Origin of the sequence: Pseudooceanicola antarcticus, from assembly GCF_900215355.1 — a bacterium.
Lineage (GTDB): Bacteria > Pseudomonadota > Alphaproteobacteria > Rhodobacterales > Rhodobacteraceae > Pseudooceanicola > Pseudooceanicola antarcticus.
In genome coordinates this window covers 293,142-312,694 of sequence record NZ_OBEA01000001.1, presented here as the reverse complement: position 1 = coordinate 312,694, position 19,553 = coordinate 293,142, and the positions used below count along the sequence as shown (strand labels likewise).

The 19,553-nt window shown below is 67.9% G+C and carries 17 protein-coding genes; 11 read left to right on the top strand and 6 right to left on the bottom strand.

Annotated elements, in window-relative coordinates:
• Window positions 1-208 precede the first annotated feature (208 nt).
• Both CRO50_RS01550 and CRO50_RS01545 read left to right on the top strand, forming a co-directional pair.
• The gene (locus CRO50_RS01550) at window positions 209-1,069 is read left to right on the top strand and encodes a porin (protein WP_157791752.1); all 861 of its coding nucleotides are present in this window, start codon (window positions 209-211) and stop codon (window positions 1,067-1,069) included.
• Window positions 1,070-1,191: 122 nt separating this feature from the next.
• The gene (locus tag CRO50_RS01545) at window positions 1,192-1,851 is read left to right on the top strand and encodes a YggS family pyridoxal phosphate-dependent enzyme (protein WP_097144109.1); all 660 of its coding nucleotides are present in this window, start codon (window positions 1,192-1,194) and stop codon (window positions 1,849-1,851) included.
• A gap of 159 nt (window positions 1,852-2,010) precedes the next feature.
• On the opposite strand, the gene CRO50_RS01540 is transcribed toward CRO50_RS01545, so the two are convergent.
• Complete coding sequence (locus CRO50_RS01540) at window positions 2,011-2,511, bottom strand: L,D-transpeptidase family protein (RefSeq protein ID WP_097144108.1); 501 nt, start codon at window positions 2,509-2,511, stop codon at window positions 2,011-2,013.
• On the bottom strand, window positions 2,508-3,599 hold the full coding sequence (gene ribA / locus CRO50_RS01535; RefSeq protein ID WP_097144107.1) for a GTP cyclohydrolase II: 1,092 nt from the start codon (window positions 3,597-3,599) through the stop codon (window positions 2,508-2,510). Before ribA ends, CRO50_RS01540 begins: the two co-directional genes overlap by 4 nt.
• 171 nt (window positions 3,600-3,770) lie before the next feature.
• Here ribA and CRO50_RS01530 point away from each other — a divergent pair, with 171 nt between their 5' ends.
• On the top strand, window positions 3,771-4,457 hold the full coding sequence (locus tag CRO50_RS01530) for a response regulator transcription factor (RefSeq protein WP_097144106.1): 687 nt from the start codon (window positions 3,771-3,773) through the stop codon (window positions 4,455-4,457).
• Window positions 4,458-4,662: 205 nt separating this feature from the next.
• Here CRO50_RS01530 and CRO50_RS01525 read toward each other — a convergent pair whose 3' ends face one another.
• The gene (locus CRO50_RS01525; protein WP_157791753.1) at window positions 4,663-6,273 is read right to left on the bottom strand and encodes a methyl-accepting chemotaxis protein; all 1,611 of its coding nucleotides are present in this window, start codon (window positions 6,271-6,273) and stop codon (window positions 4,663-4,665) included.
• A gap of 20 nt (window positions 6,274-6,293) precedes the next feature.
• Complete coding sequence (locus CRO50_RS01520) at window positions 6,294-6,593, bottom strand: hypothetical protein (protein ID WP_097144104.1); 300 nt, start codon at window positions 6,591-6,593, stop codon at window positions 6,294-6,296.
• Window positions 6,594-6,836: 243 nt separating this feature from the next.
• Between CRO50_RS01520 and CRO50_RS01515 the strand changes: the two genes are divergently transcribed.
• On the top strand, window positions 6,837-7,625 hold the full coding sequence (locus tag CRO50_RS01515; RefSeq protein WP_097144103.1) for an exodeoxyribonuclease III: 789 nt from the start codon (window positions 6,837-6,839) through the stop codon (window positions 7,623-7,625).
• Between the two features lie 29 nt (window positions 7,626-7,654).
• Here the strand turns inward: CRO50_RS01515 and CRO50_RS01510 are convergent, their stop codons facing one another.
• Entirely contained in the window at window positions 7,655-9,073 is a 1,419-nt protein-coding gene (locus tag CRO50_RS01510) for a hypothetical protein (RefSeq protein ID WP_097144102.1), read from the bottom strand.
• Between the two features lie 231 nt (window positions 9,074-9,304).
• Here CRO50_RS01510 and CRO50_RS01505 point away from each other — a divergent pair, with 231 nt between their 5' ends.
• The 4 genes from CRO50_RS01505 to CRO50_RS01490 all read left to right on the top strand — a co-directional run bounded on the left by CRO50_RS01505 (window position 9,305) and on the right by CRO50_RS01490 (window position 12,099).
• Entirely contained in the window at window positions 9,305-10,189 is an 885-nt protein-coding gene (locus CRO50_RS01505) for a leucine-rich repeat domain-containing protein (RefSeq protein WP_097144101.1), read from the top strand.
• 110 nt (window positions 10,190-10,299) lie between these two features.
• The gene (gene trxA, locus CRO50_RS01500; protein ID WP_097144100.1) at window positions 10,300-11,220 is read left to right on the top strand and encodes a thioredoxin; all 921 of its coding nucleotides are present in this window, start codon (window positions 10,300-10,302) and stop codon (window positions 11,218-11,220) included.
• 55 nt (window positions 11,221-11,275) lie between these two features.
• Window positions 11,276-11,920, top strand: a complete 645-nt coding sequence (locus CRO50_RS01495) for an LON peptidase substrate-binding domain-containing protein (protein ID WP_097144099.1) — start codon at window positions 11,276-11,278, stop codon at window positions 11,918-11,920.
• Window positions 11,917-12,099 carry a Trm112 family protein gene (locus CRO50_RS01490; protein ID WP_097144098.1) on the top strand — a complete coding sequence of 61 codons (183 nt, stop codon included), beginning with the start codon at window positions 11,917-11,919 and terminating at the stop codon, window positions 12,097-12,099. Before CRO50_RS01495 ends, CRO50_RS01490 begins: the two co-directional genes overlap by 4 nt.
• Window positions 12,100-12,311: 212 nt before the next feature.
• On the opposite strand, the gene CRO50_RS01485 is transcribed toward CRO50_RS01490, so the two are convergent.
• Window positions 12,312-13,526 carry an FAD-dependent monooxygenase gene (locus tag CRO50_RS01485; RefSeq protein ID WP_097144097.1) on the bottom strand — a complete coding sequence of 405 codons (1,215 nt, stop codon included), beginning with the start codon at window positions 13,524-13,526 and terminating at the stop codon, window positions 12,312-12,314.
• 138 nt (window positions 13,527-13,664) lie between these two features.
• On the opposite strand from CRO50_RS01485, the gene CRO50_RS01480 reads away from it, so the two are divergent.
• From CRO50_RS01480 to CRO50_RS01470, 3 genes are all read left to right on the top strand, one after another.
• On the top strand, window positions 13,665-14,999 hold the full coding sequence (locus CRO50_RS01480; RefSeq protein WP_097144096.1) for an amidase: 1,335 nt from the start codon (window positions 13,665-13,667) through the stop codon (window positions 14,997-14,999).
• 142 nt (window positions 15,000-15,141) lie between these two features.
• Window positions 15,142-16,320, top strand: a complete 1,179-nt coding sequence (locus CRO50_RS01475; protein WP_097144095.1) for an aminotransferase class I/II-fold pyridoxal phosphate-dependent enzyme — start codon at window positions 15,142-15,144, stop codon at window positions 16,318-16,320.
• Window positions 16,321-16,335: 15 nt separating this feature from the next.
• Window positions 16,336-19,464, top strand: coding sequence for a DNA translocase FtsK (locus tag CRO50_RS01470; RefSeq protein ID WP_097144094.1), 3,129 nt, complete (start codon window positions 16,336-16,338; stop codon window positions 19,462-19,464).
• Window positions 19,465-19,553 lie beyond the last annotated feature (89 nt).

Below are 19,553 nucleotides of genomic sequence, written 5' to 3'. Positions count from 1 at the left end.
CGCGCGACGCGTGCCTCACATGCTTTCGGTGAAAATACACTTGTTACAACAACTTACCAATTGGTAAGCGTTGCTGTCCTGCATCATGCGGCGCATGAGCGTCAGGTTACCGATCGGTAACGTTGAAGCCCTGCCCGAGTGCCATGCATCTGTCCCCGTGCCCCATGCGCAGATCCGTTTGGGGGCTCAACAAATAACGGGACAGACCATGAAAACTCTTCTCCTCGCTTCCAGCGCACTGGTGATGACCGCCGGTGTCGCAGCTGCAGACATCAGCCTTTCGGGCTCGGCCAACATGGGCCTGAGCTACGATGGCACCGAGACCACCGTGTCGAACGAGATCGACTTCGGCATCAACGCCTCCGGCACCACCGATTCCGGCATCGAGTTCGGCGCCTCCATCGATCTGGACGCGGGCCACGTCGATTCTGCCAGCACCCAGGATCCGGGTTCTTTCGACCCCGAGGTCTACATCTCGGCCGGCGGCCTGACCCTGACCGTCGGTGCGGTCGATCCGGCGACCGATCCCTTCGGCATCGGTGATATCGGCTTCCTGGGCCTCGGTGTGGACGACATCGGTGAGAAAATGGCCGGCTTCGGCGTCAAGGGCGATGCTGACGTTCTGGTCGAATACACCATGGGCGACTACAGCTTCGCGGCGTCGACCGACACCTCGGGCACCGACTTTGCCCTAGCCGTCTCCGGCACTGTCGGCGACCTGTCCTTCGGCATCGGCTACAACGAAGCCGACCTGGGCATGCCCGCATCGCTTGAACTGACCTGGGTCGACCTGAGCTACACCTCGGGTGCCTATACCGTCGGCGCCTTCTACGCGCACGGTCTGGCCCCGTGGTCGGGTGCGACCACCGACGACTACGGTCTCGAAGGTTCCTATGCCGCTGGCGACCTGACGATCTCTGTAGCCTATGCCTATGACGACCTGAGCGGCACGGATGCCTATGGCATCGGCGCGGCCTATGACCTGGGCTCTGGCCTCGGCGTCGCCGGTGGCGTGGCGGATGTTGCCGGCACCACGGTCGCGGATTTCGGCGTGACCATGTCCTTCTGATAGGTCCCTCGGCCTGTCGGAATTGGAGGGGGCGGACCTTGTGTCCGCCCTTTCTGTCTTCCCGCCCCTTCCCTTTTGCGCCGTCCTGATGTTCCTTGGCCGCGCAGCAGAAAGAGGCCCCCATGTCCCTGTCCGAAATCCGCTCTCGTATTGCCACGGCCTGCGACGCCGCTGGCCGTGATACCGCCGATGTCACCCTGATCGCCGTTTCCAAGGTGCAGCCGCTGGAGCGGGTGCAGGCGGTGCTGGACGAAGGCCAGCGCGTCTTCGGTGAGAACAGGGTGCAGGAGGCCGCCTCGAAGTGGCCCGGTTTCCGCGAGAGCTATGACGGGATCGAGCTGCATCTCATCGGCCCGCTGCAAAGCAACAAGGTCCGCCAGGCGATGGAGCTGGCACAGGCGATCCATTCGGTCGACCGGCCCAAGCTGGCCACGGCCATCGCCCGCATCGCCGATGAGACCGGCAACTGCCCCGAGCTCTTCATCCAGGTGAACACCGGCGAAGAGCCGCAGAAGGCCGGCATCCTGCCCGCCGAGGCCGATGGTTTCATCGCCGAGTGTCGAGCCCTGTCGCTGCCGGTGAAGGGGCTGATGTGCATTCCCCCGGTCGAGGAAGAGGCCAGCCTGCATTTCGCCCTGCTGGCGAAGATCGCGGCGCGCAACGGGCTGCCGGGCCTGTCCATGGGCATGTCCGGTGACTTCGAGAAGGCGATCTCCTTCGGCGCGACCCATGTGCGGGTCGGTTCAGCCATCTTCGGTCAGCGCGAAGGCTACACGGGCTGAGGTCTCTGCACCCGCCGTCGTAGGGCGACAGATGAAGGCGAGGGGGCTCTGCCCCCGTCGCTGCGCGACTCCCCCGCAGTATTTTCAGCCATCGGATGGGAACAAGGCCCTTTGTCTATCCGATGGCCATAAATACTGCCGCCGGAGGCTCGGGCTTCGTCAGAAGGCCGAAAGGGGAGGGACCTCGACCTCGGAGCCGGGCGCGAGCTTCCTGGCGATGTCGCGCAGCTGGTCCCGGCGCAGGGCGAGGCAGCCCTCGGTGGGGTAATGCGCGCGGCGCCATTGGTGGATGAAGATCGCAGACCCCAGCCCCGGGCGCGCGTCAGGACAGTTCCAGTCGAGCACCAGGACGAGATCATAAAGCGGGTCTGCCCGGCGCAGTTTTTCGTGGCTGGCGGAGAAGGGCGCGCGGACGTGCAGGTTGTAATCGGGGTGATCCGGGGCATCGCACCAAAGATCGCCGGGGCCAATCGGGCGCGCCCAGGGGGTGGGCTTCGCCAGCCGGTCGGGGCGATACCAAAGTTCGGCGACGCGGTGCAGGCCCGTGGGTGTGGCGCCGTCGCCCTCGCGCTTCGTGCCGCTGAGCCCGCCGCGCCCGATGCTGCAGGGATAGGTCCTTTGGCCGAGGCGCAGACCCTGCGGGGTCAGCACCGCCTTCACAACAGGTGGCCTGACTTTGCCGCCTTGGTGGCCAGGTAGGCGCGGTTGTAGGCGGTCTCGCCGACCTTCAGGGGCACGCGCTCGACGACCTCGATGCCGTTGCGGCGCATCATTTCGATCTTGGCGGGGTTGTTGGTCAGCAGCCGGACCGAGGAGAAGCCAAGCCGTTGCAGCAGCTCGGCGCCGAGGCGGAAGTCGCGCTCGTCATCCTCGAAGCCCAGGCGGTGGTTGGCCTCGACCGTGTCGAAGCCCTGGTCCTGCAGGGAATAGGCGCGCATCTTGTTGGCCAGGCCGATGCCTCGCCCCTCCTGGTTGAGGTAGAGCAGCACGCCTGCGCCTTCCTCGCCCATGTGACCCAGGGCGCCGCGCAGCTGCGGGCCGCAGTCGCATTTCAGCGAGCCCAGCACGTCGCCAGTGAAACAGGCCGAATGAAGCCGCGCCAGCACCGGCGCGGAGCGGTCGGGGCGGCCGATCTCGACGGCGTAATGCTCTTCGCCGCCATCGGCGGGGCGGAAGACATGCAGCCGTCCGGCCTCTGACACCTCCAGCGGCAGGCGGGCGGACACCACCGAGGCCATCGGGCTGGGCCGGTCGATATGCAGGGCGGTTTCGCCGGCGGGTAGCAGGGTCAGGTTCCAGGCCTGGGCGAAGGCCGCGGCATGGTCGAGCGGCAGCAGCAGGGCGGCGGGCAGCAGGCGCGCGGACTTGGCCAGCTTCAGGGCCAGCCGGTGCAGCGTCGCATCGCCCGAGCGCAGCGCCATCAGCGGCCCCTTCATCGGGTGGCGCAGGTCGTCGGCGGGATCTGCCAGGGCGCGCACCCATTGCGGAGTGGCATCGGCGGGCAGGGGCAGCCGGGCGAGGTCGCCATCATAGGGGCGGGCCTTCAGGGTCTCTGCGCGGCGCGCGGTCAGCGCCAGCTCGGCGCGGCCTGGCAGCTTCATCAGCTCGGACAGGCGGGCAGGCGTCAGCGTTTCGGCGGCCAGCACAAGGGCGCCGCCGCCATGGGTCTCGAAGACCACGGGAACGCCCATGCGCAGATCGGCGCGGGCGCGGGCCAGGCATTCGGGGATATCGGGGGCGAGACTCATCACGGCTTCCTCGGCAGCAGGGCTTGTCATAGCCTGAGCGTGCGGGTTTTGAAACAATCCCCGCCTGGGGGACACGAGAGCGTGAGATTATTGCAGCAAATCTTGCCGATCGGAAGCGGCGCGCGCATCTGCTTTTGAAATCAACCCTCTATGCAATCGGAGGCCCGAGACATGGCGCAACTGAAGAAGATCCTGCTGGTCGACGATGATGAGGACCTGCGCGAAGCGCTCAGCGAACAGCTGGTGATGACCGAGGATTTCGATGTCTTCGAGGCCGGCTCGGGCGCCGAGGCGACGCAGAAGGTGAAGGAGGGGCTGTTCGACCTGGTGATCCTGGACGTGGGCCTGCCCGACACCGATGGCCGGGAGCTGTGCCGCCTGCTGCGCAAGCAGGGGCTGAAGAGCCCGGTGCTGATGCTGACCGGCCATGATTCCGATGCCGACACGATCCTTGGCCTCGATTCCGGTGCCAATGACTATGTCACCAAGCCCTTCAAGTTTCCCGTCCTGCTGGCCCGCATCCGGGCTCAGCTGCGCCAGCACGAGCAGAGCGAGGACGCGATCTTCCAGCTGGGGCCCTATTCCTTCCGCCCGGCGATGAAGCTTCTGGTCACCGAGGACGAGAAGAAGATCCGCCTGACCGAGAAGGAAACCAACATCCTCAAGTTCCTCTATCGCTCGACCGAGGGCGTGGTGCCGCGCGATGTGCTGCTGCACGAGGTCTGGGGCTACAACGCCGGGGTCACCACCCATACGCTGGAAACCCACATCTATCGACTGCGCCAGAAGATCGAGCCGGACCCCTCGAATGCTCGACTTTTGGTCACCGAGAGTGGCGGATATCGGCTGGTCGCCTGAGACCAAGGGAGAAGTTCCGGTATTCCGTACTTTTCCCCGCCATCATGGGTGCTTAAGTGGAAGTCATGTTCCACGGAACTATCCCGCGCATATCCGGGTTTGATATGCACCTCCCTGTTGGACTGGCCCAGGTTTTTACCTGGGCCTTTTTTTTGCGGTGCCCCCATAGGGCTCTTGGACTGCGGCCAGGCGCCGCGCGGGTGGCTCAGAACTCGCTCCATTCCTCGGCGGGGCCGGGCGTCTTGGCGTTGACCAACCGCTTTGCCGCCGGGGCGGCGGCAGGGGCGAAGATGCCCATGGAACCGTCGTTGAAGCTCTGATCCTCGCCGGTCTGGAAGCGAAGCATCAGCGTCGAGAGCTCTTCCGCCTCGCGGTTCAGCGCCGAGGAGGCGGCGTTGGTTTCCTCGAACATGGCGGCGTTCTGCTGGGTGACCTGGTCCAGCTCCTTCATGGTCTGGTCGATCAGCGCGATGGAACCCGATTGCTCATTCGCGGAGGAGGCGATCTGGGAGACGAGCTCTGCGACGCCCGAGACCGATTCCGAGATGCTCTTCAGCACGTCGCCGGTTTCGTTGACCAGCGACACGCCGCTTTTCACATGTTCAGAGGATTTCTGGATCAGCTCCGAGATCTCCCGCGCCGAGGTCGAGGACCGCGCCGCCAGCGCCCGCACCTCTGTCGCCACGACCGAGAAGCCGCGTCCGGCCTCGCCGGCGCGGGCGGCCTCGACGCCGGCGTTGAGCGCCAGCAGGTTGGTCTGGAAGGCGATGTCCTCGATCACCTGGATGATCTTGTGGATCTCGGAGGACGAGCTTTCGATGGCGGCCATGGCGTTGACCGTGCGCAGCACCACCTCGTCCGAGGCGGCAGAGCGCGATTGCGCCTCATTGGCCACGGTCGAGGCGCTGCGCGCGGCCTCGGCGGTGGAGCGGACGTTCTGGTTGATCTCCTGGATGGCGTTCGCGGTCTCTTGCAGGGAGGCCGCCTGGCGTTCGGTGCGCTGCGCCAGGTTGTTCGAGGCATTGGCGATGGAATCGGCGTCCTCGGACACGGCGCGGGCGTTGCGGATCACCTGCTGCACGGTGCCGCGCAGCTCTTCGATGGCGTGGTTGAAGTTCTGCCGCAACCGGTCGTGGTCGGCGTCGAACTGGGTCTCGATGGAGACCGACAGGTCGCGCCGCGCCAGCCGGGTCAGGGCGTCGCCCAGTTGCGCCACCACCAGATCCTGCACGCTGGAGGCCTGGTTCAGCAGCGATTTCTCGCGCTGCGTCGCCTCGCGCATGGCGCGGGTCGCGGCCTCTACGTGGCGGTCGAGAATACGCCGCTGGCGGATCGAGGAATAGAGCACCAGAGCCTCCATCCCGACGATCGCCCCGTGCAGGGCGGTGCGTTCGATGTTCGTCATCAGGTCGGAGGTGGGATAGATCAGCGCCGGGATGGTCACCGAAAGCACGAGGTGATGCAGGGCGATGGCCCCGGCGGCGATGAGGATCGCGCGGGCGTCCGAGAGGTACATCACCACCGCCAGCAGGGCGAAGAACAGCATATGGGCGTCAAGCTGCCAGGGGTGCCCGGTGAAGGCGGCGGTAAAGGCCATGGCCTGGCCGACGAGGCCGAGCGCCACCAGGGCCCGCCCGTTGCGCCCGCCCATGAGGTTGCCCCAGACCGCCAGCCCGGCTGCCACCAGCGCAAAGAGCGTCACCGGCAGCACCCGGTTGCCCGCCAGCATGGCGGCGATCGGGGACAGTGCCACCAGTCCGACCGTCAGGCGCATCAGATGGCCCGTCGCCTGCCTGCGGGCTTCGATAAATTCCATTGGGGGCTCGTTCAGCTCGGTCATCCGGTAACTCCGCAGAGGGCTGTTAGGGCGCGTCCGTCAAGGACAAGGAAGGGGCCTGCCGCCCGCAGGCGGGGCCCGAAATCGGGTGCGTCGGCCTGGGCCAGCGTGCCCATGGCGGCGATCCGGGGCCCGATTCCGCGCCCGCCGGCGGCCAGGATCTGCGCCTCCCGCTCCGTCCAGGGGGGCGAGACGACCAGCACCAGGCCGTGATTGACCGGCGGCAGGCTGGCCAGGGCCAGCACCGGGCCGGACAGGCAGAGCGCCAGGGCGACAAGGGAGATCGACAAATTTTCCACGTCACGGACTCCTTACCGGGACAGGCGATAAGCCCATTCCCTTGCCGCGCCGTTAAAGTGGCAATTGTCTCTTTCTACGCAGCCCGGCTTTCCGCAGGCCCGGCCTCGGCCGCCGCGCGCGGACCAAAAGAACATCACGGGAACAAAAAGGCCGCTCCGCGCGGCGGGATCGCTTTCAATGGGGTCGCTGCGATGCTAACCCGAAGCGATCCGGCATCTCCTGAACGAGGCGAGTGAAAGAACATGTCATTTACCCTGGCCACCTGGAACATCAATTCCGTCCGTCTGCGCGAGGCGCTTGTCTGCAAGCTGATGGAGACCGAGGCGCCCGATGTTCTGTGCCTGCAGGAGTGCAAGTCCCCGGTCGAGAAGATCCCGCTCGAGCAGTTCCGGGCCCTTGGCTACAGCCACATGGTGGCGCGGGGGCAGAAGGGCTACAACGGCGTGGCCATCCTGTCGAAGCTGCCGATCGAGGAGGTGGGCGCGCAGGACTTCGCCACCCTGGGGCATGCGCGGCACATCGCCGGACGGCTGCCCAACGGGGTGACGGTGCATAACTTCTACGTCCCCGCCGGTGGCGACAAGCCGGACCGCGAGATCAACGAGAAGTTCGGCCAGAAGCTGGATTACCTGACCGAGATGCGTGACTGGTTCCGCGCCGAACGCCCCGAGAAGGCGATCCTGGTGGGCGATCTCAACATCGCTCCGCGCGAAGATGACGTCTGGGATCACAAGAAGCTGCTGAAGGTGGTCTCTCATACCCCCGTCGAGGTCGCGCACCTGGCCGAGACCCAGGAGGCCGGCGGCTGGGTCGATATCACCCGGCAGGACATCCCCGAGGGCAATCTCTATTCCTGGTGGTCCTATCGCTCTCCGGACTGGGATGCGGCGGACAAGGGGCGGCGGCTGGATCACGTCTGGGCGACGCCGGATATCTCGAACGCCGGCCATGGCTCGCGCGTGCTGCGCGAGGTGCGCGGATGGGAACAACCCAGCGATCACGCGCCGGTCTTCGCGACCTTCGACCTCTAGGTCCCTTGCGCGTTGCGCGCGCGCCCGGGTCAGGCCAGCAGCAGCACCCAGACCGAGAGCACCACGCCGAGGATCGCCACATAGGCGCCGTTCCAGCGGTGGCTGACCTCGCGCGCGTCGGTGTCGCCCAGTCGTGCGGTCAGCATGACCGATGCGGTGAAGGGAGAGGTCACTCCCGACAGCGCCCAGCCCGCGGTCAGTGACAACACCATGGGCAGCGCCGAGATCCCCAATTCGGAGGGCGCCGGCAGCAGCGGTCCGAAGAGCGAGACGAAGAGGATGGGGTTCATGCCGATCTGCCCGCCGAGCGGGATCAGCCAGATCGGCAGCAGAAGCAGCAGCCAGACCGGCAGCGCGGCCAGGTCTAGCCCCGTTGCCTGCACCAGGGGCGCCAGCAGCGTGCCCGCCCCGGTGCCCAGGAAGCCCGCCAGGGCCAGCAGCACGATCTCGGAACGCAGCGCGGGCAGCTCTGCAAAGAGGAAGGCGCCGGAGTGGCTGGCAAGGTAGCGTGCGCGCGCCCCGCGTGGGCCCATGCTCCAGAGCCAGCCGGCGGCGACCATCGGCACCACCGCCAGCACGATGCGCGAGGCCGGCAGGCCGGTGGCCAGATGTACCGCCCCCACGGGCAGGGCGATCAGCAGGAGCAGGCCCAGCACCGGCAGCAGGGTCCGTGCGCCGCCGCTTTGCGCGGGGTCGGCGCGGGTGGGAACCTGGTCGGGACGCAGCTTCGGCTTGAAGGCCCGGTCCAGCCCCCAGCCCACCCCGGTCATCAGCGCCGCCGATACCAGCGAAGGCAGCACCACCGAGCCCCAGCTCGCCCCCGGCACGACGCTGGTCGAGATCACCACCGCCAGCGCCAGCGGCGACCAGAAGAGCGAGGCGGCGAAGCCGCGCTGTACCGCCAGCAGCATGCGGCGGGTGCGGATGCGGGCGATGTCGGGGTCGGGTTCCGAGGCGGCAGAGCTGCGCGCCATGGTGCCCAGAAGCGAGATCGAGCCGTAATTCAGCACCAATGCGAAGACCTGCGCCCCGAGGGTCAGCGCGGTATAGCGCCGTCCGGGCGGTTGCTGCGCCAAGTAGACGGCGGCACGGGTGATGCCCCGCGACAGCTCTGCCGCGTGACGCAGGGTGGCGAGCGCGCAGAAGAAGGCCAGGATGAAGCTGCCCTGGGCCAGGGCGCGGGCCAGCACCTCGCGCGCATTGGGGGCGGTCAGCTCGGCATAGAGGGCCAGTGCCAGCCCCAGCAGGACGAAGATCTGCCGCGAGGGCCGCACGGTGGGTGTCAGCCAGAGGATCACCGCCACGCTCGCCAGATCGGCGAGCCATCCGGCCCAGCTCCAGCCCGGCCAGCTGCGCAGCACCACGCCCAGCACCGCTAGGCACAACAGCAGTCCGGTGATCCGGTCATGCCGGGCCGTGGCGGTGAGAATGGGCAGAGAGAAACGCATGAAAGGCCTTTCGCCCAGCCAGTTAGACCCGGCGCGGGCGGGAAGGCAAGCGGGGCCCGTACCTTGGGTCACGGCGGTGCGGCGCGGCATCTGCACGGTGGCATGGCATCTGCATGGCGGGGCGGCAAAGCTCCGCCGGTTCGCCGCGCCCTGCCGCTGGCCGGCGCAACAGTTCTGGCGCGCGGAGCGGGGCTGTGCTTGTCTCTGGCCAGCCCTGAGGGAGTCCCGCGCATGACCGAGGCAAAAGGAGCCGACGCCCAGACCGCCTACGAGATGGCGGAGGCGATGATCGACGCCGCCCGCGTCTGTCGTGGCACCCTGCTGGAATTCGACGATGCCGACATGGCCGCGCTCGAGGAGCTGCCGCCGGGCATCGCCGATCTGCCCTACCTGCGTGGGCTGCACCTGCATGGGACGCGGGTCTCGGATCTGTCGCCGCTGGCCGGGCTGCCGCGGCTGGAACGGCTGCGCATTGGCGCGACGCGCGTTTCCGACCTCTCGCCGCTGGCCGATCTGCCCGCGCTTTCGGGGCTCTTCTTTCCCGACACCGCGGTAAAGGACATCTCTGCGCTGCGCCATTGTCCCAACCTGGCGCATCTCAGCGCCTATGGCACCGGCATCAGCGACATCGGCCCGCTGGAGCGGCTGCACAGGCTGACCCGGCTCGAGCTTTCGGGCACCGCGGTCAGCGACCTGACAGCGCTCACCGGGCTGCGGCGACTGGAGGCGCTCTGGCTCAACGAGACGCCGGTGCGCGATCTCGACCCCCTGGCCGCGCTGTCCGAACTGGTCTTCCTGGGGCTCGAACGCAGCGCGGTGCAGGATCTGGCGCCGATCGCGGCGCTTTCGGGGCTCTGGCGGATCTGGCTGCGGGGCACGGGGGTGAGCGAGCTCGCGCCGCTCAGGGGCATGGACCGGCTGGAATACCTGCGCATCGACCACACCCCCGTCGAGGATCTGCGGGTGATCCGCAACCTGCCGGCGTTGCGCAACGAGGACATGGGCCTGACCTTCGAGGGCTGCCAGGCGGCGCTGCTCGATCCGATGCTGGCCGATATCGCGGCGCTGGTGGATGGCGAGGCGCGCTACGACCTGCTGCTGGTCCACCTGGCCTGATCCGCGACCATCGGCCCCCACCCGACGGGGGCGATCTGCCTGCATTCGCCTTGGAAAACGCCCCGCGAGGGTCCATATAGGCCCAGAGATTTGCACAAGGGAGTTCCGCCATGATCGAGCTTGGAACCGGACAGACCCAACCCGCCGCCGGTGGCGGCGAACACGTCAAGGATGTCTCCGAGGCGACCTTCATGCAGGACGTGGTCGAGGCCTCGCAGGAGGTGCCGGTCATCGTCGATTTCTGGGCCCCCTGGTGTGGCCCCTGCAAGACCCTCGGCCCGGCGCTGGAAGAGGCGGTGAACGCCGCAGATGGCGCGGTAAAGATGGCCAAGGTCAATGTCGACGAGAACCAGATGATCGCCGGACAGATGCGCGTCCAGTCGATCCCCACGGTCTATGCCTTCTTCCAGGGCCAGCCGGTGGACGGTTTCCAGGGCGCCCTGCCGCCCTCCGAGGTGAAGGCCTTCGTGCAGAAGCTGGTCGAGATGTCGCCCGGTGCCGATGGTGGCCTGGCTGATGCCGTCGCCGCCGCCGAAGAGATGCTGGCCGAGGGGGCTGCCTCCGACGCGGCCCAGACCTTCGCCGCGATCCTGCAGGAAGATCCGCAAAACGCCCCGGCCTATGGCGGCCTGGTGCGTGCGCACCTGGCGCTGGACGAGCTCGACCAGGCCGAGGCGATCCTGAACGGTGCCCCGGCCGAGATCTCGAAGGCTCCCGAGCTCGAGGCGGCCCATGCCCAGCTGGAACTCGCCCGCCAGGCCGCCGATGCCGGTCCGGTGGCCGAGCTGACCGCCAAGGTTGAGGCCGATCCCGACGACCACCAGGCCCGTTTCGACCTCGCCCAGGCGCTGCATGCCGGTGGCCAGGTGGAAGAGGCCGTGGACCAGCTGCTGGAGCTCTTCCGCCGCGACCGCGAATGGAACGATGCCGCCGCCAAGCAGCAGCTCTTCACCATCTTCGATGCGCTGAAGCCGCAGGACCCGGTGGTGCTGAACGGGCGTCGCAAGCTCTCGTCGATGATCTTCGCATGAGTTTTTCCCGCCTCCGGGGCTTTCCCGGAGGCGCGGGCGGCCTAATCTCCTGAACATGATGAAACCCGCAGATCTTCCCGAGGTGATCCCCATCTTTCCGCTGCCGGGGGCCCTCCTTTTGCCGCGCGCACGGTTGCCGCTGCATCTCTTCGAACCGCGCTACCTTGCCATGTTCGAGGATTGCCTGAAGACGCCGCACCGGCTGATCGGGATGATCCAGCCCGGTGACATGCCGGGGCCTGGGGACCACGGGCTGCACAAGATCGGCTGCGCCGGTCGCGTCACCCAGTTCTCGGAGACCGAGGACGGGCGCTACATGATCACCCTCACCGGCATCTCGCGCTATCGCATCGCCGATGAGATCGAGGGCTTTACCCCCTATCGTCGCTGCCGCGTCGACTGGGCGGGCTTCGAGCCCGACCTGGCGCCTTCGGACCGCGACCCCGGTTTCCGCCGCGAGGCCTTCATGGACCTGCTGTCGCGCTACTTCGACACCCAGGGCCTGTCGACGGATTGGGAGACCCTGCAGGATGCCGATGACGAGCTGCTGATCAACTCGCTGTCGATGCTGCTGAATTTCACCCTGGATGAGAAACAGGCGCTGCTCGAGGCGCCTTCGCTGACAACCCGCCGCGAGACGCTGGTGACGCTCATGGAATATGCGTTGCGCGGCGGCGATGGACAGGAATTGCTGCAATGAACGACACGCCCGCCTTTGACCGCCGCATGCTCGAGGCCCTGGTCTGCCCGCGCAGTCATGCCACCCTGCGCTATGACGCCGAGCGGCAGGAGTTGATCTCGGAGTCCGCGGGCCTGGCCTATCCGATCCGTGCCGGTATCCCGGTGATGCTGGTCGACGAGGCCCGTGTGCTGGACTGATCCGGAGAGAGTTTTCGCCCCGTGCCGGGGCGAAGCCTCCGGCGGCAGTATTTGGGCCGTCGGATAGTGGCAGTGGCCATGGCGCCGGGCGCGGGCGTCTTGCGCAAATGTCCGGCGGGGGAGGTGGGATATCTCCCACCCTGCGGGCCTTCGGTCGTCAGGTCCGGGCCGCGCAGATTTCGTAGGGTGGATGCCAATCCACCTGCCCTGTCTCAGCGCATCAGTTCGGGCAGATCCCCCGTCAGGCCCGCCGCCTCGCGGATGAAGCCGCGGCGCAGACCGGGGATACGGTTGACCAGGCCCAGGCCCAGGTCCCGCGTGGCGCGCAGCAGCGGGTTGTCGTTCGAGAACAGCTTGTTGGTCAGATCCGTCGCCAGTGCCAGGGTACCGGTGTCGAAGCGGCGCCATTCCTGGTAGCGCTCCAGCACGTTCAGGGCGCCGATGTCCTCGCCATGCTCCCGCGCCTCGCGCAGCACCTGTGCCAGCGCCGCCACGTCGCGCAGCCCGGCGTTCAGCCCCTGGCCGGCGATCGGATGCATGCCATGGGCGGCGTCACCGACCAGCGCCAGCCGCCAATCCGCGAAGCGCTCGCAGATCGACAGGCCCAGGGGGTAGGTGAACCGCGCGCCTTCCAGCGCGATCTCGCCCAGGAAATCACCGAAGCGGGGCCGCAGGGCGGCCAGGTAGTCGCCATCGGGCAGTGCGTTGATCGCCTGCGCCGTGGCGTCCCGCTCGCTCCAGACGATGGAGGAGCGGTTGCCGGGCAGGGGCAGGATGGCCAGCGGGCCGGGGGGCATGAAGAACTGATGCGCGACGCCCTCGTGGGGCTTCTCGTGCGCGATGGCGCAGACCAGTGCGGTCTGGCCGTAGCCCCAGCCGTGCCGCCGGATGCCCGCGCGGGCGGCGGTGCCCGAGCGCTTGCCGTCGCAGCCCACCACCAGCTGGCCGCGCAGCACCTCTCCCGAGGCGAGGGTGACCGAGGCGCCTTGCGGGCCGGTCTCCTGTGCCACCACGCGGGCCTCGTTGATCACGGTGACCTCCGGCGCGGCCTCCACGGCCTCCAGCAGGGCACGGCGCAGGTAGCGGTCCTCGATCATGTGGCCCATGGGGCCTTCCTCGATCTCGGCGTGGTCGAAGTGCAGGAAGAAGGGCGAGGGCCCCTCTCCGGCGCGCCCGTCGCTGACCTTGATGTCGAGCATCGGCTGGCTTTGGTCCGCGACCCCGTCCCAGACGCCGATGGCGCGCAGCAGCCGCACCGAGGCCAGGGCCAGCGCATAGGCGCGGCCGTCGAAGCTGGCGCCCGAGAGCTCGCTCCGGGGCAGCGCGTCGATCAAGGTGCTTGTCAGCCCCGCCTTGGCGGCCGCAAGGGCCAGCGCGGGGCCGTTCAGCCCGCCGCCGACGATAAGAAGATCGCTTTGCTCGCTCATGGCCCTGCCTTTCGTCACTTCCCCAGATAGGCGCTCCGCCCCCGATAAGCGCCCCTGCACCAGATATGCCCCCTCGGGCGGGATTGTCCATGCGCCCGCCTGCCGCTACCGTCGCCGCGAAGAATACGGAGTGGTGTGATGCAAGACTGGCTGTGGATGGAAGCGGCGGCGCTTGGTGCGGGAATCGAGCGCGGAGAGATCGACCCGGTGGCCCTGGCCGAGACCTATCTGAACGCCATCGACGCCCATGAGGCCGGCCCCCGCATCTACGCCCGCACCATGGCCGACCGCGCCCTGGCCGAGGCGAAGGCCGCCGCCGACCGGGCCCGCCTGGGCATCCGCCTGCATCCGCTGGACGGGGTGCCGATCTCCTGGAAGGACCTTTTCGACACGGCCGGCGTGGCGACCGAGGCGGGCTCTGCGCTGCTGGAAGGCCGCGTGCCTGCCGAGGACGCCCGCGTGCTGCGCAATGCCAGCCAGGTCGGGCTGGTCTGCCTCGGCAAGACCCATATGACCGAACTGGCCTTTTCCGGCATCGGGCTGAACCCGGTGACGGCGACGCCGCCCAACGTGAACCACCCCGACTGGGTGCCCGGCGGCTCGTCCTCGGGCGCGGCCTCTTCGGTGGCGCATGGGCTGGCGGCGGGCGGCATCGGCTCCGACACCGGCGGCTCGGTGCGTATCCCGGCGGCCTGGAACGACCTGGTGGGCTTCAAGACCACCTCCGGACGGGTCAGCCTGGAAGGCGTGGTGCCGCTGGCCAAGCGTTTCGACACCGTGGGTCCCATCGGGCGCTCGGTCCTGGATTGCGTGCTCATGCTCTCGGCGCTGGAGGGCAGGCCTGCCCCGGATCTGACCGGTGCCAGCCTGCGCGGCATGCGCCTGGCGACCATGGAGAACCACGTCCTGGACGATATCCGCCCCGAGCCCCTGGCCGCCTACCGCCGCGCCGTCGAGGTGCTGCGCGACGCGGGTGCCGAGGTGGTCGAGGTGCGCTCGCCCGAGTATGACCGCGCCGCCCTGCTGACCAAGCAGCTCATCGCGCCGGAAGGCTATGGCCTGTGGAAGGACGTCATCGAGGCCGCGCCCGAGAAGATGTTCCCCGAGATTCTCGAGCGCTTCCGGGGCGGCGGGCAGGTGCTGGCCAGCGACTACGTGGCCGCCTGGGAGCAGCTGGAGCAGGCGCGTGCCGAATGGCATGCGCGGATGGCGGGATATGACGCGGTGCTTTCGCCCAGCTCGGCGATTCTGCCGCCCTTCGCCTCGCGGATGCTGTCGAATCACGACTACTACGTGACCGAGAACCTGCTGGCCCTGCGCAACACGCGGGTGGGCAACCTGATGGGGCTTCCGGCGGTGACCCTGCCCGCCGGCGCGCCCTCCTGCGGGATCATGCTCATGGGCAAGCCCTTCGCGGAAGAGGCCCTGGCAAGGGTCTCGGCCGCCGCCGAGGCCGCCCTGCGCGCCGCCTGATCCGGAAAATCCCGTGGAAACACGGGGTTTCGATGCAACAGCCCTGTTGCAGAGGCGCAAGAGCGCTGGACGCATCGCTCCCTCATAGGTTACGCTGAGGCTCAAACGGGGCGTTACGACCCTGATCCAGAGGCAGTTTCAAATGTTTCCAGAGCGGTTTTCGAACCTTCCGGAATATGCGTTCCCGCGCCTGCGCGCCCTTCTCGATTCGCATGAACCGGGTGGTGAGGTAACGCATATGACCATCGGAGAGCCCCGGCACCCCTTCCCGGAGTGGGTGGGCCAAGTGCTGTCCGAGAACGTGGCAGGTCTTGCCAAGTATCCCCCCAACGACGGCACGCCCGAGCTGCAGGCCGCGATCACCGGATGGATCGCGCGGCGCTACGGCGTGACCATGGACCCCGCGCGCCAGGTGATGCCGCTGAACGGCACCCGCGAGGGGCTTTACAACGCCGGTATGGCGTTGATTCCCGAACAGAAAAACGGGCAGCGCCCGGTGGTGTTGATCCCTAACCCCTTCTACCAGGTCTACATGATCTCGGCGATCTCGGTCGGCGCGGAGCCGGTCTTCGTGCCCGCCACCGAAGAGACCGGACATCTGCCCGATTATGCGAGTCTGCCCGACGAGGTGCTGAACCGCACGGCGGCGGTCTACATCTGCTCTCCGGCCAACCCGCAGGGGGCCGTGGCCTCTGCCGCCTATTGGCGCGAGCTGCTGGCCCTGGCCGAGAAGTGGGATTTCCAGGTCTTCGCCGATGAATGCTATTCCGAGATCTGGCGCGACGCGGCCCCCGTGGGGGCGCTCGAGATCGCGCAGGAGATGGGCGCCGACCCCGAGCGGGTGGTGATCTTCCAGTCGCTGTCGAAGCGCTCGAACCTGCCCGGTCTGCGGTCGGGTTTCGTGGCGGGCGGACCGGAATCGATCCGTCGCATCCGCCAGCTGCGTGCCTATTCGGGTGCGCCCCTGCCGCTGCCGATCCAGAAGGTCAGCGAGCGTGTCTGGGCTGACGAGGCCCACGTGGAAGAGAACCGCGCCCTCTACCAGCAGAAATACCTGGCGGCCGACCAGGTGATGGGCGGCGTGCCCGGCTACAAGGGCCCCGAAGCGGGGTTCTTCCTCTGGCTGCCGGTCGAGGATGGCGAGGCCGCGGCGCTGAAGCTGTGGACCGAAACCGGGGTGCGGGTCCTGCCCGGCGCCTACCTCAGCCGCGAGACGGCCGAGGGAACCCCCGGCAAGGGCTATATCCGTGTCGCCATGGTGGCGGCGCGGGACGAGATGGTGACGGGGCTGGAAAAGCTGCGCGCCTGCCTGTGGGACTGACGAGGAGCGAAGAGCATGGCCTACCAGACGAAACGTGATCCCCTCTTCGACAGCGATATGCAGGCGGCGCTGGAAAAGCGCGGCAAGGAGCTGATCGGCCTCGTGCTTCTGGGCTTCGGCCTGATGCTGGCGGCGGTGCTCTACAGCTATGCGCCGCAGGACCCGTCGTGGTTCTCGGCCTCGGATGCGCCGGTGCAGAACTGGCTGGGGCTCTTCGGTGCCTCGATCTCGGCGCCGGTGATCATGGTGATCGGCATCGGGGGCTGGGCGATCGCCGTGCTCTCGGTGATCTGGGGGCTGCGCTTCGGCCTGCACCTGGCCGACGAGGCCCCGGTGGGCCGGCTGGTCTTCGCGCCGGTCTTCGTGGTGCTGATGTCGGTCTATGGCGGTGCGCTGAACACCTCGGAAAGCTGGCCGCATGCCTTCGGGCTGGGCGGTCTCTTCGGGGACACCGTGCTGGGCGCGCTGATCGGGATCTCTCCGCTGTCCGTCGCCGGTTCGCTGAAGGTGGCGGCGCTGGTGCTGGGCCCGGCCATGGTGGCGCTTGGTCTCTTCGTGGCCGGTATCACCAGGGTCGAGATGCGGCTGGCCTTCCGCTGGCTGCTGATCGCCATCGTCCTGACCTATGCCTTCATTGCGAAACTGCTGGGCCGTGGAGCCGTCGGGGCCGTCTCGGTCGCCGGCCATGCGACCCGCAGCGCCGGTGAAGGGCTGCGCGCCCGCGCCGAAGCCCGCGCCGAGCGTCGCCGCGATGCGCGCCTGACCGCGCCCGCCGCGGCCGATCCCGCCTGGGCCGAAGATCCCTGGGGTGCCCAGGACGACGAACCGCTCTACTACGACGAGACGCCCGCTCCGGAAGAGAAACCGGGCCTGCTGGGTCGCCTGCCGGGGCTGGTGCGCCGCCCCGAGCCGCAGCCGCAAAGCTGGGACCAGATGGATGACGACGAGGTGCTGATGGCCCTCGGCGAAGAAGAGCTGCCGGGCGACGACCGTATCCGCGCCAAGATCGCCGACGTGGTGCGCGCCCGCGCCCGCCGCGGAGAGCCGATCTCTGCCGAGGAAGGCCCCGAGATGGAGGATGTGCCGCTGAGCGCCATCCAGGCCGCCGCCCGCCGCGCCAAGCGCCGCAGCCCGGCGCCGCTGATCTTCTCGGGCGACCGTGCCGCAGCCCCCGACCATGGCCTGCCGCCCGAGCCGCCGCTGACCGCCGCCGCTGCCGCGCCGACGCCGCGCCTCGGCGGCGCCGACCCGCGCCATGCCGGGCTCTCCTACCCCGACGAGGCGCCCATGGCGGCGCTCGACGACGACATGGGTCACGCAGAGCTGGCCCAGTCCGAGATGCCGGCCCCCGAGCTGGTCGATGCCGGCCAGCTGCGGGTCGAACGCGGCGTGCCCTCGATCCCGCCCGCGCCCGAGTTCCGCGACGATGACGACGACGAGCACTATGATTTCGCCGCCCCCGAAGAGCTGCCCGCCGAGCCGCGCAGCATGGGCTTCACCGAGGGGGCCAAGATCCCCGTCGCCGAGCCGCGCAAGGTGGTGCAGCACAGCACCCGCAAGCCGGTGCAGCCCTCTGCCCGCGCCCAGGCCGAGGCCCAGCCCTCTCTGGCCTTCGACCCGGCCGAGGCGGAATACGAGCTGCCGCCGCTGTCGCTGCTGACCTCTCCCGAGACCATCCAGCGCCACCACCTCTCGGACGAGGCGCTCGAGCAGAACGCCCGCATGCTGGAATCGGTGCTGGACGACTACGGCGTGAAGGGCGAGATCGTCTCGGTCCGCCCCGGCCCCGTGGTGACGATGTACGAGCTGGAACCGGCGCCGGGCCTCAAGGCCTCGCGCGTGATCGGCCTGGCCGACGATATCGCGCGTTCGATGTCGGCGCTGTCTGCGCGTGTCTCGACCGTGCCGGGCCGCTCGGTCATCGGTATCGAACTGCCCAACGACAACCGCGAGATGGTTGTGCTGCGCGAGCTGCTGGCCGCGCGTGATTTCGGCGACAGCCACATGAAGCTGCCGCTGGCGCTCGGCAAGGACATCGGCGGTGAGCCGGTGATCGCCAACCTCGCCAAGATGCCTCACCTGCTGATCGCCGGTACGACCGGCTCGGGCAAGTCGGTGGCGATCAACACCATGATCCTGTCGCTGCTCTACCGCCTGACCCCGGAAGACTGCCGGCTGATCATGATCGACCCGAAGATGCTGGAACTGTCGGTCTACGACGGCATCCCGCACCTGCTTTCCCCGGTTGTGACCGATCCCAAGAAGGCCGTGGTGGCCCTGAAGTGGGTCGTGCAGGAGATGGAAGAGCGCTACCGCAAGATGTCCAAGATGGGCGTGCGCAACATCGACGGCTACAACGGCCGCGTGGCGGATGCGCTGAAGAAGGGCGAGATGTTCTCGCGCACCGTGCAGACCGGCTTCGACGAAGAGACCGGCGATCCGATCTTCGAAACCGAAGAGATCCAGCCCGAGAAGATGCCCTATATCGTCGTCATCGTCGACGAGATGGCCGACCTGATGATGGTCGCGGGCAAGGAGATCGAGGCCTGCATCCAGCGCCTTGCGCAGATGGCGCGGGCCTCTGGCATCCACCTGATCATGGCCACGCAGCGCCCCTCGGTCGACGTGATCACCGGCACGATCAAGGCCAACTTCCCCACCCGGATCTCCTTCCAGGTGACCTCGAAGATCGACAGCCGCACGATCCTGGGTGAAATGGGGGCCGAGCAGCTCCTGGGCATGGGCGACATGCTCTACATGGCCGGCGGCGCGAAGATCACCCGTTGCCACGGTCCCTTCGTCAGCGACGAAGAGGTCGAAGAGGTGGTCAGCAATCTCAAGGCCTATGGCCCGCCCGAGTACATCGGCGGCGTGGTCGAAGGGCCGGACGACGAGAAGTCCGCCGATATCGACGCGGTGCTGGGTCTCAACACCGGCGGCAATACCAATGGCGAAGACGCGCTCTATGACCAGGCGGTGGCGATCGTGATCAAGGATCGCAAGTGCTCGACCTCCTACATCCAGCGCAAGCTGGCCATCGGCTACAACAAGGCCGCGCGCCTGGTCGAGCAGATGGAGGACGAGGGCGTGGTCAGCGCCGCCAACCACGTCGGCAAGCGTGAAGTGCTGGTGCCCGAACAGTAAGGGCCCATAGGGGAAGGGGGCTTTGCCCCCGCCCGCCTGCGGCGGACTCCCCCAGAGTACTTTCAGCCTGGTGATGCTGCATGACGCAG

What these genes read in the sequence shown, in the direction of transcription:
- CRO50_RS01525 (WP_157791753.1), bottom strand. Translation starts at nt 6,273, where the DNA reads ATGGAATTTATCGAAGCCCGCAGGCAGGCGACGGGCCATCTGATGCGC.
- CRO50_RS01510 (WP_097144102.1), bottom strand. Translation starts at nt 9,073, where the DNA reads ATGCGTTTCTCTCTGCCCATTCTCACCGCCACGGCCCGGCATGACCGG.
- CRO50_RS01545 (WP_097144109.1), top strand. Translation starts at nt 1,192, where the DNA reads ATGTCCCTGTCCGAAATCCGCTCTCGTATTGCCACGGCCTGCGACGCC.
- ribA (WP_097144107.1), bottom strand. Translation starts at nt 3,599, where the DNA reads ATGAGTCTCGCCCCCGATATCCCCGAATGCCTGGCCCGCGCCCGCGCC.
- CRO50_RS01550 (WP_157791752.1), top strand. Translation starts at nt 209, where the DNA reads ATGAAAACTCTTCTCCTCGCTTCCAGCGCACTGGTGATGACCGCCGGT.
- CRO50_RS01480 (WP_097144096.1), top strand. Translation starts at nt 13,665, where the DNA reads ATGCAAGACTGGCTGTGGATGGAAGCGGCGGCGCTTGGTGCGGGAATC.
- CRO50_RS01470 (WP_097144094.1), top strand. Translation starts at nt 16,336, where the DNA reads ATGGCCTACCAGACGAAACGTGATCCCCTCTTCGACAGCGATATGCAG.
- CRO50_RS01495 (WP_097144099.1), top strand. Translation starts at nt 11,276, where the DNA reads ATGATGAAACCCGCAGATCTTCCCGAGGTGATCCCCATCTTTCCGCTG.
- CRO50_RS01530 (WP_097144106.1), top strand. Translation starts at nt 3,771, where the DNA reads ATGGCGCAACTGAAGAAGATCCTGCTGGTCGACGATGATGAGGACCTG.
- CRO50_RS01515 (WP_097144103.1), top strand. Translation starts at nt 6,837, where the DNA reads ATGTCATTTACCCTGGCCACCTGGAACATCAATTCCGTCCGTCTGCGC.
- CRO50_RS01475 (WP_097144095.1), top strand. Translation starts at nt 15,142, where the DNA reads ATGTTTCCAGAGCGGTTTTCGAACCTTCCGGAATATGCGTTCCCGCGC.
- trxA (WP_097144100.1), top strand. Translation starts at nt 10,300, where the DNA reads ATGATCGAGCTTGGAACCGGACAGACCCAACCCGCCGCCGGTGGCGGC.
- CRO50_RS01505 (WP_097144101.1), top strand. Translation starts at nt 9,305, where the DNA reads ATGACCGAGGCAAAAGGAGCCGACGCCCAGACCGCCTACGAGATGGCG.
- CRO50_RS01485 (WP_097144097.1), bottom strand. Translation starts at nt 13,526, where the DNA reads ATGAGCGAGCAAAGCGATCTTCTTATCGTCGGCGGCGGGCTGAACGGC.
- CRO50_RS01490 (WP_097144098.1), top strand. Translation starts at nt 11,917, where the DNA reads ATGAACGACACGCCCGCCTTTGACCGCCGCATGCTCGAGGCCCTGGTC.